General features: G+C 39.8%; 12 protein-coding genes. 8 read left to right on the plus strand and 4 right to left on the minus strand.

Annotated features, from left to right (window positions below; all coding sequences use genetic code 11):
• The first annotated feature begins 27 nt into the window (after positions 1-27).
• The 4 genes from citD to ACZ47N_RS09460 all read left to right on the plus strand — a co-directional run bounded on the left by citD (position 28) and on the right by ACZ47N_RS09460 (position 3,953).
• Entirely contained in the window at positions 28-306 is a 279-nt protein-coding gene (citD, locus tag ACZ47N_RS09445; RefSeq protein ID WP_464886303.1) for a citrate lyase acyl carrier protein, read from the plus strand.
• Entirely contained in the window at positions 303-1,199 is an 897-nt protein-coding gene (locus ACZ47N_RS09450; RefSeq protein WP_464886304.1) for an HpcH/HpaI aldolase/citrate lyase family protein, read from the plus strand. The genes citD and ACZ47N_RS09450 overlap by 4 nt, the downstream gene beginning before the upstream one ends.
• Positions 1,192-2,748 carry a citrate lyase subunit alpha gene (gene citF, locus ACZ47N_RS09455; RefSeq protein WP_464886305.1) on the plus strand — a complete coding sequence of 519 codons (1,557 nt, stop codon included), beginning with the start codon at positions 1,192-1,194 and terminating at the stop codon, positions 2,746-2,748. The genes ACZ47N_RS09450 and citF overlap by 8 nt, the downstream gene beginning before the upstream one ends.
• A gap of 107 nt (positions 2,749-2,855) precedes the next feature.
• The gene (locus ACZ47N_RS09460; protein ID WP_464886306.1) at positions 2,856-3,953 is read left to right on the plus strand and encodes an AbrB family transcriptional regulator; all 1,098 of its coding nucleotides are present in this window, start codon (positions 2,856-2,858) and stop codon (positions 3,951-3,953) included.
• A 69-nt stretch (positions 3,954-4,022) separates the two neighbouring features.
• Here the strand turns inward: ACZ47N_RS09460 and ACZ47N_RS09465 are convergent, their stop codons facing one another.
• Entirely contained in the window at positions 4,023-5,372 is a 1,350-nt protein-coding gene (locus ACZ47N_RS09465) for an alanine/glycine:cation symporter family protein (RefSeq protein WP_464886307.1), read from the minus strand.
• Between the two features lie 350 nt (positions 5,373-5,722).
• On the opposite strand from ACZ47N_RS09465, the gene ACZ47N_RS09470 reads away from it, so the two are divergent.
• Entirely contained in the window at positions 5,723-6,334 is a 612-nt protein-coding gene (locus ACZ47N_RS09470; RefSeq protein ID WP_464886308.1) for a superoxide dismutase, read from the plus strand.
• Positions 6,335-6,403: 69 nt separating this feature from the next.
• Here the strand turns inward: ACZ47N_RS09470 and ACZ47N_RS09475 are convergent, their stop codons facing one another.
• Positions 6,404-7,030, minus strand: coding sequence for a TetR/AcrR family transcriptional regulator (locus ACZ47N_RS09475; RefSeq protein WP_464886309.1), 627 nt, complete (start codon positions 7,028-7,030; stop codon positions 6,404-6,406).
• A 227-nt stretch (positions 7,031-7,257) separates the two neighbouring features.
• On the opposite strand from ACZ47N_RS09475, the gene ACZ47N_RS09480 reads away from it, so the two are divergent.
• Together ACZ47N_RS09480 and ACZ47N_RS09485 are read left to right on the plus strand one after the other, a co-directional pair.
• Entirely contained in the window at positions 7,258-9,069 is a 1,812-nt protein-coding gene (locus ACZ47N_RS09480) for a flavocytochrome c (protein ID WP_464886310.1), read from the plus strand.
• 1,246 nt (positions 9,070-10,315) lie between these two features.
• On the plus strand, positions 10,316-11,272 hold the full coding sequence (locus tag ACZ47N_RS09485; RefSeq protein ID WP_464886311.1) for a hypothetical protein: 957 nt from the start codon (positions 10,316-10,318) through the stop codon (positions 11,270-11,272).
• Between the two features lie 340 nt (positions 11,273-11,612).
• Here ACZ47N_RS09485 and istB read toward each other — a convergent pair whose 3' ends face one another.
• The gene (istB, locus tag ACZ47N_RS09490; RefSeq protein ID WP_464886312.1) at positions 11,613-12,338 is read right to left on the minus strand and encodes an IS21-like element helper ATPase IstB; all 726 of its coding nucleotides are present in this window, start codon (positions 12,336-12,338) and stop codon (positions 11,613-11,615) included.
• Positions 12,335-13,801, minus strand: coding sequence for an IS21 family transposase (gene istA, locus ACZ47N_RS09495; RefSeq protein ID WP_464886313.1), 1,467 nt, complete (start codon positions 13,799-13,801; stop codon positions 12,335-12,337). Before istA ends, istB begins: the two co-directional genes overlap by 4 nt.
• A gap of 226 nt (positions 13,802-14,027) precedes the next feature.
• Here istA and ACZ47N_RS09500 point away from each other — a divergent pair, with 226 nt between their 5' ends.
• Entirely contained in the window at positions 14,028-14,939 is a 912-nt protein-coding gene (locus ACZ47N_RS09500; protein WP_464886314.1) for an SMEK domain-containing protein, read from the plus strand.
• The last annotated feature ends 67 nt before the right edge of the window (positions 14,940-15,006 follow it).

The raw sequence follows: 15,006 nt of genomic DNA on the forward strand, positions 1-15,006 counted from the left end.
TTTTTGGATTAAGAGAGGAGGAGCAAGATGGAGCATCCTACAAAAGGAATAGCAGGTACATTGGAATCTAATGACCTAATGGTTACCGTAGAACTCCGGGCAGAGGGAGCCCTTGATATTGACCTTGAAAGTAATGTTATCAATCAGTTTGGAAAAATCATTGAAAAAACAGTAAGAGTTACTTTAGAAGAAATGGGTGTGCAACATGGTCTGGTTAAGATTGTCGATAAAGGTGCCTTAGACTACGCAATACGTGCGAGGGTTATCACTGCGGTGAATCGGGCACGAAGGAGGGAAGTCTTGTGAAAAAGCTGAGAAGATCCATGCTTTTTGTCCCAGCCAACAATCCGGGCATGATATTTCAAGCGCCTGTTTTTTCTCCTGATTGCATTATTTTTGACCTGGAAGATGCAATACCCGTTAGAGAAAAAGATAGTGCAAGAGATCTGCTGGTGGAGGCTATTAAATCAATTAATTTCGGTACATGCGAGATATTTACACGTATCAATCCTCTTTACACACCGTACGGAGAGGCGGATGTTAGAGCATTAGCATATGCTGGTTTGAAGAACTTTCGCCTGCCTATGACGGAATCTCCTGAGGATATTCAACGAATGGACCATTTGCTGACAGAACTTGAAAAAGAGATAGGACTAGAATCAGGAAAATTGAAGATCCTTGGTGCCATTGAAACAGCCAAAGGAGTGCTTAATGCACCAGCGATTGCTGTTTCTAGCCAGCGTCTCCTAGGGATTTCTTTTGGTGCAGAAGATTTTACGCGAAGCATTGCTACAGAGCGAAGCAAAACAGGAGAAGAACTTTATTGGGCTCGCTCTCATATTGTGATGGCGGCAATGGCTGCTGGCATCGATGCCATCGATACGGTTTTTGCAGATTTAGAGGATACAGAAGCATTTGAAAAAGAATTGAAAATGGCAAAACAGTTAGGGTTTTGTGGGAAGTCGCTCATCCATCCAAGTCAAATAAAGTCAGTTCACACCATTTTTTCTCCTGGAAATGAAGAAGTCTACCATGCGAAAAGAATCATTGATGCCATGGAAGAAGCAGAAGAACGAGGAGCTGGTGTCATTGTTGTAGATGGAAAGATGGTAGATGAACCAGTTCTAACCAGGGCCAAAAGAGTGATGGAACTGGCTATAGCCAGCGGTATGGAAGGAGGAGGGGATAAAGATGCATAGCTTCGTGAAGAATGCCATAGGGAGAGACGTACCATCCTTTATTGATGGCATTGGCGAATTGAAACCTTTTGCCGGTGCATTTGCTCATACAACACAAAATTCAAACGCTTCAATACCTGCATCAAGCCACCGACCAGGAGATGAAAAACTGGTGAAGTCCATTAGAGAAGCCCTTGAAAAATCAGGCTTAACCCATGGGATGGTCTTATCCTTTCATCATCATTTTAGAAATGGCGATCATCTAATGAATATGGTGATGGATCAAGTAGCTGAAATGGGTATTCGAGATATAACCATTTCACCCAGTTCTATGCAAAGTGTTCACGATCATTTAATTTCCCATATTCGGAATGGTGTCATCACTGGAATTCGAACCAGTGGTCTTAGGGGCGAACTAGCCCGACAGATTTCAGCAGAAGGCATTCTTCCGACGCCAGTGATCATCCGTTCTCATGGTGGACGTCCCAGGTCGATTGAATCAGGTGATTCAAAAATCGATATTGCCATCATTGGAGCACCAGCTTCTGATCAGCATGGAAATGTAAATGGAGTGGAAGGGCCTAATGCTTGTGGATCCTTGGGGTATGCCATGGCGGATGCAGCTTTTGCCCAAAAAACAATCGTAGTCACAGATTACCTTGTAGCTCACCCTGTTCACCCTATCAGCATTCCACAGACACAGGTGGATTACGTAGTGGTGACAGAAGGAATTGGAGATCCGAAGGGTATTGTTTCTGGTGCTACACGAATCACACGAAATCCATTGGAGTTGCTTATAGCAGAAAAAGCATGTCAAACGATTTTGGCATCCGATCTAGTTAAGGAAGGCTTTTCCTTTCAGGCAGGCACAGGTGGATCCTCCTTAGCAGTGGCACATTTTCTACGTCAATATATGAGAAAACATTCTATAAAGGGAAGCTTTGCATCAGGCGGGATCAATGGGTATTTGGTAGACATGTTGGAAGAAGGACTGTTTAATTGCCTGCTAGATGTCCAGTGTTTCGACCTAAAAGCCATAGAATCTATCCGAAAAAACCCCCATCATTTGGAAATGTCAGCTTCTTATTATGCAAATCCTCATAACAAAGGTTGCTTGGCCCATAATCTAGACATTATGATATTAAGTGCAACAGAGATTGATGTAAACTTTAACGTCAATGTTATTACTGGATCCAACGGCATTATGATGGGAGCCTCTGGTGGACATTGCGATACCGCAGCTGGATCTAAACTTTCCGTAGTGGTGGCCCCTCTATTTAGAGGCCGAACCCCTATTGTATTAGACGAAGTGACCACGGTTATAACTCCAGGGGAGTCCATTGATGTGTTGGTAACAGAATACGGTGTGGCTGTGAATCCAGCTCGTAAAGATTTAAAGGATCGGTTCCAAGATCAAGGGCTTTCTGTCTTAGAAATTCATGATTTGAAGGAAATGGCAGAGAAAATAACTGGAAGGCCAGAAAAGCCAAGGGTGACTGAGGACATAGTAGGACTGGTAGAATACAGAGATGGAACCATTATTGACACCATCAAAAAAGTAATTATCTAAAAGGGATGCTGGCCATCATTGCTTGATATAAAGAGCGTTTTTTCACTCCGATGGATACGGTTTTGAGACACCCCATGAAAAAGACCAACATAAGGAGTAAAAATATTATGGGACTATATGGAATGCTTTTGCTAATCATCATCGGATTAGCCGGTTATATCTTATTTTATATGTTAGGGTTACCAACCCCCGCGTTGTTGGGCCCTTTCTTTTTCGTGATGGTAGCCATCGCCTTAGGATGCCCGTTAGAATCAGTAGATCCAGTGGTTAGCCGAGGACTTCAAGTGATATTAGGGACGTTTATTGGTTTTGGCATCAATGGAAAAGTGCTTGAGAATATGAAAAAGCTACTTATTCCATCGGTGCTCATTGTGTTATGGACGCTGGTCATTACCTTTGGATTAGGAAGCATCCTTATCTATTTTTTTGACATTGATCCAGCCACTGCATTTTTAAGCACAGCACCTTCCGGTCTTGCAGAATCAGCCATGCTAGCGATAGAAGTAGAAGCAGATGTAGGGATGGTTAGTATGTTTCAGCTTACTAGGTTTTTACTGACGCTGCTCCTTTTTCCCCTTGTTATTAAACTCATGCAAAAAGAAACGACCGTTTCCAGTGAAAAGAACTATTTTTCTATGGTGCTGGAAAGATGGAGAAAACTGTTTTTGAAAAGCCAAGATCCCCCAAAAGGTAAAATAAGCAGCCATGAGAGACTTTTACAGATGAAAACACTGAGCATTGGAACCCTAGGAGCCATGGCAGGCATTCTCCTTTCCATTCCAGCAGGAGCACTAATGGGTTCGTTTTTATTGGTTACGGTCATGTCTTTAAGTGGTTCCAATTTGGGGAAACCACATGAACACATCAGAACATTTATGCAAATAGGAGTAGGGAGTACCCTGGGACTTAATGTATCTCAAGCTTCTTTAGCCGATTTAAAAGCAGTTATCATACCGATGATTGCTTTTACGGCACTCATGTTTTTAACCAGCTATGGACTGTATCTTGTTTTAAAGAAACGAACAAACTGGGATCATTGCTCCTGTATTATTTCAGTAGCACCAGCAGGAGTGACACCAATGTCAATCCTTGCTTATGAACATGCCAACCACCCTCTAGAAGTAAGTTTATTGCATATGGTTAGACTAATGACTGTTAAAGTCTTTATACTTCCAGCACTCGTCATGTACTTGATGAGCGTATAGAAAGAGAAAAGAAAAACCCTTCCTCACCTAATGATCATGGGATGAGGAAGGGTTTTGTATGCCTATAGACTACTTATCTAAGTCGCTAGATTCATAATTTTCAAGGCTTTTAATCACGACGGCACTAAGTCCAAGCAAAGCAATAAGATTTGGTATAACCATTAAACCATTAAATAAATCCGCCAGTTCCCACACATCTTCAACTTCAATTAATGTACCAAGAACAATACACATTAAAACGATTACTTGATACGTACGAATCCCTTTTTGACCAAAAAGATATTTGATATTTCCTTCTCCAAAATAGTACCAAGCAATAATCGTAGAAAGAGCAAAGAAAAAGAGAGAAATAGCAATAAAGTATTCACCATAACCCACCAAACCAATGGCAAAACTTTGTTGAGTTAACTGAATGCCAACCAAGCCAGTTTCATAAGTTCCAGTAATAATAATGATTAAGGCCGTAAAGGTGCAAACAACTAACGTATCAATAATAACCCCCATAATAGCAACAAAACCTTGTTGCGAAGGATGAGCTACTTTGGCGATAGCATGGGAATGAGGAGTAGAACCCATTCCAGCTTCATTTGAAAAAAGACCTCGGGCAATGCCATAACGCATCGCTTCTTTTACGGTAACTCCAATCACCCCACCTGTAGCAGCCATAGGATTAAAGGCACTGTGAATAATTAGTTTAAAAGCAGGAATGACTTCACTAAGATTCATAAAAATAATGACTAAACAACCAATAATATAAATTCCTGCCATGATGGGTACGATGGTAACAGCAAAAGAAGCGATTCGAGAAATTCCACCCATAATAATGGCGCCAACAACTATAGCAGTAATAATTCCTAGGACGATATGAGGAATCCCAAAAGCTGCATGCATAGAATCTGATACAGAATTAGACTGTACCATATTTCCAATAAACCCTAAAGCGATGATAATAGAAATGGCAAAGAAGCCAGCTAAAGCAGGACTACCAAGACCATGTTTGATATAATACGCAGGCCCCCCTACTTTTTGACCATCTACTCGTTGATTATAGGTTTGACCAAGGATAGCCTCAGCAAAAATAGTTCCAGCACCAAAAAAACCACTAAGCCACATCCAGAATACAGCTCCAGGTCCACCAGCAGCAATAGCCGTTCCAACCCCCGCCAAGTTTCCTGTACCAACCTGAGCAGCAATAGCCGTTGCTAATGCTTGAAAAGAAGACATTCCATGCTCATCTGCTTTTTCATTCTTTTTGAAAAGATCGCCAAATGTTTTCTTGAAAACTAATTTAATTTTACGAACTTGAACAAAACGCAAGCGAAGAGTAAACCAAATTCCAGTACCAAGCAAAAGCGCCAACATCGGGGGCCCCCATAATAAACTATTGAGATAGGCCACCACATTAAAAAAACCTTCCATCTGCAAAACCTCCTTATGATTAGATGAATAAATGCACTTACAAGATTTGATAGAGGATCTCTATAAGAAGAGAATACTATTTTGTTAACGAATTAACAAGATGCAAAAAAGAAGTCGGCAAATTTTTCGCAAAAATCCCTGTAAACAAGCAATAAAGTTGAATTGACGGATAAAATCCGCTCTTCGGAAAAATCCGAATTGATGCATAATAATTCATACTACCTGAGATAGAAAGAAACCCCAAAGAGAGCTAGAAGAAAAATAATAATTAAATGAAAATGATTATCATTTAATTTGACGGGTATAAAGAAAATAAGCGTTATTCGAAACCAACTTAAGGAGGTAGCAAAATGAAACATACATTACCAGATCTAGGATACCAGTACGATGCTTTGGAGCCCCATATCGACAAAGAAACCATGGAGATCCATCATAGTAAGCATCATCAAGCCTATGTGACTAAATTAAATCAAGCCCTAGAAGATCAAGAGGATTTCAAGGAAAAGGACATGGAAGAGCTTCTTGTTTCTCTAGAGAAATTGCCTCAAGAAATCTATTGGGCTGTGAGAAATAATGGCGGTGGTCATTATAATCATGGCTTGTTCTGGAAAGCCTTATCCCCCAATGGCGGAGGTGAACCTAAGGGAAAACTACTGGAAGCCATTCAGAAAAGCTTTGGTAGCTTTGAAGCCTTCAAAGAAATCTTTAATAAAGCAGCTACCACACGTTTCGGTAGTGGCTGGGCCTGGTTAATCCTCAACGAAAAGAATGAATTAGCCGTAACCTCAACACCTAATCAAGACAACCCTTTGATGGAAGGAAATAAAATACTTTTAGGCCTTGATGTTTGGGAGCATGCGTACTACCTAAAATATCAAAACAAAAGACCAGATTATATTAATGCATGGTGGAATGTCGTTAACTGGGAATATGTCAGCCAACAGTACGAAAATCTCCAGTAATCCTACCATATACGAAGCCCCCCATAAAAAAAGAGACCTATCTGGTCTCTTTTTTTTTATGGGGGGGCTTCAGATGTGACTCTCTGATAGGGAATCAGATTTTTTTGTTTCTTCAATAAGATATGGAATTAAGAGTAGACGGGTATAGGCTGAAGTGGCTTGGGTGAGAGAGTATTCGCCATCATGCAAACACCAATCATAGACTAATCCCCGTATTGTTACGAATAGAAACCGGTTGATTACCTCAGCTTCAACAGTAGAAATAATCTCGCCTTTTTCTTGGCCTTCCCTTAAAATACTGGACAAAACCTTCTGCATGGCACGTCCTTTTGTAGCAAAAAGATTGTTTTTACCAGTATAGAGCTGCTTCACAAAGTCTAATCCCCGGTCTGTATTATATTCAGCATAATAGTGAAAGAACTGAAGGACCTTTTCTTTGGTGGTACCGTTTTTTAGCTGTGGAGCCACTTGATTCTCAAAATAATCATCTGCCATTTTAAAAACCTGACCTAGAATATCGTTCTTTGACTGGAAGGCATTATAGAAAGAACCGACGGAAACCTCTGCATCTTTGCAGATATCTTCGATGGTGATGTTGTCGAATCCGTGCTGCTCTATCAAAGAGATGGCAGATCGGTAGATTTTGTCTTTGGTATGTTGGGCCTGAATTTGTCGCTTGGTGGGTGTTTTTTTCATCCTATGTTCCTCTTTTCCTGCTGTGAATGATTCTGGAGACGCTTACATTATAGCAAAGAGACTATTATCTGTAAACGAAAGGCAAGTAGTCGTAAAAAGATTGGTCGATAGAAAATTCACAAGAAATATTGACGAAGGATAAACAATGTTTTATAATGAATGCATTCACTGAACGTATTCAGCGAATGCATTCATTATAAAACATAAAAAAATTAGGAGGAATCACAATGCTTACAAAAAGAAAAGGACGATGGATTTTACTCTGTTTACTACTTGTTTTTGCTTTGGTTGGCTGTCAAAATGATTCAGTAGAATCATCAGATCAGGTAGATGAAGGGGCGGAAGCTATATTTGCAGCAGGAACGTATATTGGTGAAGCGGATGGACATAATGGACCGATTTCCGTTGAAGTAACCGTCAGTGATTCAGAAATTACTGCAGTAGAAATTCTTAGCCACAACGAGAGTCCAGGTATTACGGATGCCGCCTTAGAACGAATTCCACAAGGCGTTCTTGATTATCAATCCCTTGCCATTGATATGGTTTCTGGGGCAACGGTTACAAGTAATTCAATTATAGACGCGATTACTGACGCATTGAGCCAAGCTGGTGCCGATATCGCAGCTCTCCAAGTACGTGGAGATAGAGAAGTGGTCCAGGGAGAGGCCGTTGAAATGACTACTGATGTCGTGGTTATTGGAGGAGGAGGAGCTGGATTAGCCGCTGCAGTCACCGCCCATGAAAATGGTTCGAATGTTGTTGTTTTGGAAAAAATGCCTCGCCTTGGAGGAAACACCATTTTATCTGGTGGCGCTCTTAATGCTTCGGAGTCTCCTCGACAGGATGCCCAAGGAATTGAAGATTCTGTGGAACATCACTTTACACAGACCTTTGAAGGTGGAGATGAACTTGGAAATCCAGAATTAGTTCAAATACTGGTAGAAAATGCTTATCCTGGTGTTGAGTGGTTGGAAAGTCATGGAATGGAATTTGAAGAAGAGGTATTTACAGTTCTTGGAGGACTATGGCCACGAGCGCATAAACCTGTACAACCATTGGGAACTGGATTTATTGAAACATATAAGAACTATATCGATGAACATGATGGAATTGAAGTGTTGCTTGACACGGAAGTTCTAGAATTAGTAGTGGAAGAAGGGGTAGTTGTTGGAGTGGTAGCCAAAGGCTTAGGTGGAGAGGTGCTTGTTCATGCCAACAACGGTGTAGTTTTAGCAACTGGTGGATTTGCAATGAATAACGATATGCTGAATGAGTATAATAAAAACTGGCCAGATCTTGGAAATGTTATGAGTACAAACCATCCAGGTGCAACGGGTGACGGTCATATAATGGCTGCGTCTATTGGTGCTAATTTGATTGGAATGGAACATCTTCAACTGCTTCCCCTTGGGGATCCTAACTCTGGGAGCCTTAGTGGAAACATTGAACAAGGTGTGGAAAATCGAATTTTTGTGAACAAAGCAGGAAATCGCTTTGTCGACGAAGGTGCAAGAAGGGATGTTATGACAAAAGGCTTACTTGATCAGGAAGATGCATGGTTGTGGGTTGTATTGGATGCTAAAAATTATCCGACAGAAGACACGACCAATAACTTCAATGAAACCATTGAAGAATTAATTGCCCAGGGAAGAGCCTTTAAAGGGGACAGCCTTGAGGAATTGGCAGAACAGATTGATGTAGATCCTGAAAATCTTATAAATGCAGTTGAAGAATTTAATCGAGTGGTAGAAGAAGGCGGACCAGATAAGTTTGGACGGACTCTTTTTGATACTCCCATCGACACCCCACCTTTCTATGCAGGACCACGTGTTCCAACAGTGCACCATACTATGGGTGGGGTAGAAATCACTGAATTAGCACAGGTGTTAAGCACAGATGGAAATGTTATTCCTGGCTTGTATGCTGCAGGTGAAGTAACTGGAGGAATTCATGGAAGCAACCGTTTAGGTGGAAATGCATTGCCAGATATCCTAGTTTTCGGTCGCATCGCAGGAGAAAGTGCTGCCAATCAGCGTTAAAGAATCAGTAATGAAGGATATGGAATTTTTCCATAGGAGTAGATAGACATGCTTACTGTGCTGACTTGACTTCTTGGGTTAAGCATTACTAGCCTATTCTTGCAGAGGTGAAGAGGGGCCGATAAGTCGGCACTATATCTTTTCATTGGCACAACATAGACCTCTTGGAAATCTTTCGGATGTTTAAAACTAGTCCAGATGAAGATTTTGATATACTAAACTGTCTGAAAGGAGACGTTTCTTAATGTCTATAGGGGACATTGTATGCAGATGGGCAGAAAAAAATCGTATCTAAGATTAATAGCCTAAGAACACAGAGGGGACGCATTATGCGTCCCCTCTGTGTTCTTAGTCGTAATGGCTTTTACAGCAAATCAGAACGCTCATGTCAGGGTAGTCATCCACTGCATAGCAGGAGAACTTATTATTCATCCTCCATACCCTCAAGATCTTCTAAACTGATCATAAACACATTATTTTAATCCTTAGGAGTCGCGATGACTGCTACATTCTTTTCAGCCAAAACGAAGGTTAGAATTTGTTTGGAATTCATTAGGCACGCTTTCCTGTAGGATTATAATTCGAGGAAGATATGTATATCCGAAGATTTGTTAAATAATTGTTATGAGTGGGGCTGTTATCACAAGGCGACGGAAGGCTGGTCGTGCCTTGTGTTGGCTTTTGTGTTCTTGGCAAGAAAAACTCAAAAATTGGATAAAAACAGAATTTTATGTTCAAATTGATGGATTTACCAGTATAACTAAGGCATAATAGAAGTAATGGTAATACGTTCATGAAGACTAAATCCATTTTTGACTGAAGGTGACGTACTGATATTAATAAGAAGGCATCAGGGATACGTTGAGATATTTTTGTAACACATTTACGTGAAGGTTGAGCAAATCGCCAGTATCTCTATGGATTGCAAAGGAATAAGAGTTTCTGAACCATTGGATAAAGATAGGTGAGCAATAAAAGACTTAGCAAAATTCAGAGTCCGTTGGATAGGTTGTTGGAAGACTGAATTACAATGGGTTTGTATTGCTAGTGATTACAGCAAGAAGTCGATATTAGCGAACCAAGGTTCGCAAATACCTATTGAAATGGAAGGGAAAGCGAACTGAGTGGCGGGAATAAGACGTTAGGCGAAAGAATCAATTAGGTTTCTATTTATACGCAGTTTTCCATAGGAGAGAATAGTTTATTTTAAAGTATTAAAATACAATATAGGAAGAGGGAGGATAATATGAAAATTATAGATTTTAATTTTGGTAAAGAAGATAATTGTGGATGGGGACATCTAGACATTAAAGAAGAAGATTTTAAGTTTTATTATGATTTTGTAGAAGATTTTGTAAAAACTTTTGAAGAAGGTAGACATAAAAATATTTTAGTAGAAAAATTGAATAATATTATTCCTAAAATTAAAGAAAAAAATTTATTGAATGTGGATATTTTTAGTCAGTGGGCAGGTTTTTTATTTTCTGAAGGAGGTTTTTCTACAATTACAATAAATGCTAAAGTGTCTCAAGGCATTCATAATAATTTAAGTTCAGAAATAAGAAAAGATATAAGAAAAAATTATCAAGACTTTGGTAGGGATTTTATGTCTAGAAATAAAAATAGTTCAGGTCAATTTCAAGATAGATTTAGACATATTTTAAAGAAACATTACGATAAATTAGAATTATATAAATTAATAGGAGTGGATTACATAGAATTTAAGGAAGGTAAAGAGACATATAGTCTCCATTCTTTAATGTATATATTGTGTTGTGGAGCTATGATTAATGCGTATAAGATAATAAATAGTAATATAAGAGAAAAAAGAATTGATGATTTGGAACAAAAAAAATTTAAAGAAATAAGCGAACTAACTTTGAAATTTGCTATTATATTTGAACTGTTTGTTATTAATGATTCAACTATAAATAAAAATATAATTTGTAATTTGAAAAAAGTTTACAAAGAGAAAAAACAAGTTTTAGTACAAAATGAAAAAAAATACCAAACAAGCATGTCTGGATTAGCCGAAAAACATAATCTGAAATTTTCTGAAATTGAATATAATAAAGATGATTTTGAAGTATTAATGGACACTATTACTATTAAACAAATGAAGAATCCATCTCGTGAATTTGTAGAATTACTTTGTAGTATAGATTATTTTTATATTGACCATAGTCAAATAAAATATATGTAAAAATTCAATATTTAATTAATTTTTATGATATTTTACTTATCGATATAAGAAGATTTTGATTAATTATTATTGGCAGTTTCTATTGTCCGGATGTCAATAAATTTTTGAGCCATGTGCTGATTAATTTTTGAGCCACTGTGCTATTGAATAAATGAGCCAGTAAGCTTGAATTTTTTCTCTTTTGATCTTTGGCAACCAGAAATAATCAAAAAGTCCGTCGCCGAGGCTGTTAAGATGTGGTCAACGCCAAAGGCGTTTTCCAAGCAGTTGTGGGCTCTGTGGGTAACTCCTGTAAGGGAGTTATCCATAGAATCCATAACTGCGGCATCTTAATGGCCCTTCATCCCTGCTCCATTCGGTAGGAGGGGTTGTTCATGTTAATGATATGGGACCGAAAAGTGAGGCGATCGACTAAGGCAGTGATCAGGGTAGGATTTTCAAAAAGTTCGGTCCACCTTGAGAATTCCAGGTTACTGCTGATGATGACACTGCTTTTTTCCGCCCGGTCAGAAATGACCTTGAAGAGAAGTTCGGATTGATGGCGGTTAAAACTCAGATAGGACAGTTCATCAATGATTAGCAGTTCTGTTTTTTGAAGCTGTTTTTCTAATTTTTGCAGTTCCCGTTGGTCTTTCGCTTCTACTAATTGTGTGCCCAGGTTGGCAGCTGTAAAAAACTTGACCCGAAACCCAGCTTCGCAGGCTTTTAGACCAAGGGCAATGCTCAAGTGAGTTTTGCCGCCGCCTGAACTGCCGATCATAACGATGTTTTGTCGGTTTCGGATGTAATCACAGGAGGCCAGTTCGTGGATAAAGGCATCTTCCACGTGGTGCAGTCGTTTCAGATCCAGTTCATCCAGAGTTTTGAGATAGGAAAACCCGGCTGCTTTGATTCTTCTTTTCTCTTGATTGATCCGGCGGGATTCCAGTTCTTGTTTCATGATGGCCAGGAGAAAATCTTCATACCCCGGCTGGTCTGTTTGACGGAGCACTTCCTGATACCGGGAAAAACTGGGAATTCGCAATTGCTTAGCATACAGTGCGATGACTTCTTTTTTTCCTTTCATTGAGCCACCACCTGGTATTTTCGGTCATAGGCTGACAGATCCACGGGATGAACGGGGATGTCGGTAGGAAGACTTGTAATAGGTTCCATGGGTGGACTTAGCTCACTTCTGACCAGTTCAATAGTGGGTTGAATGCCTGTTGGTAGCCTATCTCGGATGGCCAGCAGGCGGTCAACACCATGATCGACACTCAGTTTTAACAGTTTGACAGTGTCTTTGGCCTCGTTGGGAAAGGTTCTACCCCAATCAAGGAGGGCGATTGCCTCGGACTTGCGAACAGGCTTTGCGTGGTATACGGACCGGGGTTTTTGTTCCAGCAGGGGCAGGTAGTGCTCCAACTGGTACAAGACATCTCCCCGCTTGTAACTTCGTTGATGGATAGCGACTTTCTCTGCCTTGTAATAGCAGATAACTTCGTTACCGTAGGCTTTGACGCTGATCTGACGATCGACCAACTTGACAGGAACGGAGTAACGGTTTCGATCAAACTGAACAGTGCTGTCATCATAGACCCTTGCGCTGGCTGTTCGACTGGTGTCAAAGGTGTAGGCCGGTAATTTGTGTAGGGCGTGGCAATCCGCTGTTGATTGTTCTCCCACGGTTTGGTTTCGGCCTTGTATTTGGTGTTGTCGGTATTCCAGGCAGCCGGTTCTAAAAAGCTGGTTAAGCTCATCGATACTGTCTACTCGTGGGATCGGAACCATCAGGTTGCGGCGAAACCAGCCCACCAGGTTTTCCACCAAGGATTTTTCGTTGCCGCTGTTAATATTGGTAAAATGCATCTCAAAGGCGTAATGGGCACCGAGTGCTTGGTAGGCAGCTTGTGGTTTAGCATGAAAGCCGAAGCCTTCTTTTACCGCAACCCGGGCGTTGTCGAAGATGACTTTACCAGGAACGCCGTTAAAGTGGGTGAAGGCATCTACGTGGCCTTCTAAAAAAGATTCCTGGTTCTGCCGATGAAAGGCTTTCACATAGATGTCTGCACTGTAACATAATCGGTAACAGAACAGTTGGATTTTGGTTTTGACGCCTTTCAGATAGATGGTAGCTTCACCCCAATCCACCTGGGCGGCTTCACCGGGATCGAATTCCAGGGGCATAAAGGCTTCTTTATACTTGGGCCTCATTTCTTTGACCATATTGCGAATGGTGGACTCGCCACCAGTGTATCCTTTTTCTTTCTTCAGGCGGTGATAAATCCTTCTCGCGGTATGGCGCTGTTTTTTCAGGCCTTCTGTTTGGTCTTGTTTCAGGCAGTTCTGAATGAACTCTCTGACTTCTTCTGTTACAACAGTGGCTGCTCGTTCATAGGATTTTCTCTCCCAGGGTACATGGTCGCCTTCACAGTATTTTTTTACCGTGTTTCTTGATATACCCAGCCTGCGGGCTATTTCACGTTGACCGATGCCTTCCTGGGTATGCATATGCCGGATTCGGCCATAAATGTCCACGTCCACGATCACACCTTTCACACTCCTGTCAATTGAATTATTTCTCTCAATTGTATCGGAGTTTGGGTTTGGTGGCTCACTTTTTCGTCAGCATTTTTGTTGTTAAGATTCGCGGAGTGGCTCACTTTTTCATCAGCACAAGAGCTGTTTTTGGCTCACTTTTAGATTAGCATACGCACTATGACATACGCTAAAGAAAATGTATCTTTCATGGTGCATATAAATAAGGAGAAGTAACATGCTTAATAGACAAAAATATCTAGATGAAATAATTGAAAAACTAAATCAAATACGTTCTGAAATAGAAAGTAAAGCAAAACTTAATTTAACTGATGGAAATATTCATTTTGAAGAATTTATATGTGGATTACTTAATATCATTTATGGCATCAATTTAAAATGTCTTAATAGAGTAAAATCAAACTTTCCTGGTATAGATTTGGGAGATGAAAAACTTGGGCTTGGTATTCAAGTGACTTCAACAAAGAAAAGCAAGAAAATTGATCATACAATTAAAACATGTATGGACAATAAATGCTACGAAAAATATCCTAATTTAAGGTTTTTTATTACAACTAGGAAACAAGGTTCTTACAGTATTGCGACAGGCTATAAAGGAACAATAAAATTTGACCCATTAGAAGACATTTGGGATTTTGATGATATTTTCAAAGAGATTCAAACAAGCGAGATTGAGATTCTTGAACATGTACATGAATATGTGATAAAAGAAGTGTATCGTGTCTCAGATGGTAATGTACAAAACAAACTTACGAGACCATTTGCAAGACTTTTATATAATGACATTAGAAGTATGATTTCTGATTTAATTCGAATCAATAAAACCAATAACATATACCAAATAAGTGCAGTAGACCGATGGGAAGAAAAATTTGCTGAGATAAGTCATTTATTGAGCCAAGATGAGGCAAGTACACTTATTACATTTTATAAAATGATTGACGAATTGAAGTCAATAATTGTAAAGTCTGAAGATTTCATGGACAGGACATATAGAATTAAACCAATTGGTCCAATAATGGATGCGAGATATTCAAAATTTGTGCGTGCTTACCACAGGACGATAGAAGATATTTTAAAATTAGAATATGTGAGATTGATAGAAAAGCTTGAACAAATCAGTAATTGAGCATTTGATTTTTTCGGGCGCACGCTGAGTTTGCAGCCTTGTACGTCATAGAACAATGTGTTTGCAA

It is taken from the genome of Tindallia texcoconensis, assembly GCF_055383815.1.

Excerpts from the sequence above, each read along its gene's own strand:
- citD (WP_464886303.1), top strand. The coding sequence starts at position 28 with ATGGAGCATCCTACAAAAGGAATAGCAGGTACATTGGAATCTAATGAC.
- citF (WP_464886305.1), top strand. The coding sequence starts at position 1,192 with ATGCATAGCTTCGTGAAGAATGCCATAGGGAGAGACGTACCATCCTTT.
- ACZ47N_RS09460 (WP_464886306.1), top strand. The coding sequence starts at position 2,856 with ATGGGACTATATGGAATGCTTTTGCTAATCATCATCGGATTAGCCGGT.
- ACZ47N_RS09465 (WP_464886307.1), bottom strand. The coding sequence starts at position 5,372 with ATGGAAGGTTTTTTTAATGTGGTGGCCTATCTCAATAGTTTATTATGG.
- ACZ47N_RS09470 (WP_464886308.1), top strand. The coding sequence starts at position 5,723 with ATGAAACATACATTACCAGATCTAGGATACCAGTACGATGCTTTGGAG.
- ACZ47N_RS09475 (WP_464886309.1), bottom strand. The coding sequence starts at position 7,030 with ATGAAAAAAACACCCACCAAGCGACAAATTCAGGCCCAACATACCAAA.
- ACZ47N_RS09480 (WP_464886310.1), top strand. The coding sequence starts at position 7,258 with ATGCTTACAAAAAGAAAAGGACGATGGATTTTACTCTGTTTACTACTT.
- ACZ47N_RS09485 (WP_464886311.1), top strand. The coding sequence starts at position 10,316 with ATGAAAATTATAGATTTTAATTTTGGTAAAGAAGATAATTGTGGATGG.
- istB (WP_464886312.1), bottom strand. The coding sequence starts at position 12,338 with ATGAAAGGAAAAAAAGAAGTCATCGCACTGTATGCTAAGCAATTGCGA.
- ACZ47N_RS09500 (WP_464886314.1), top strand. The coding sequence starts at position 14,028 with ATGCTTAATAGACAAAAATATCTAGATGAAATAATTGAAAAACTAAAT.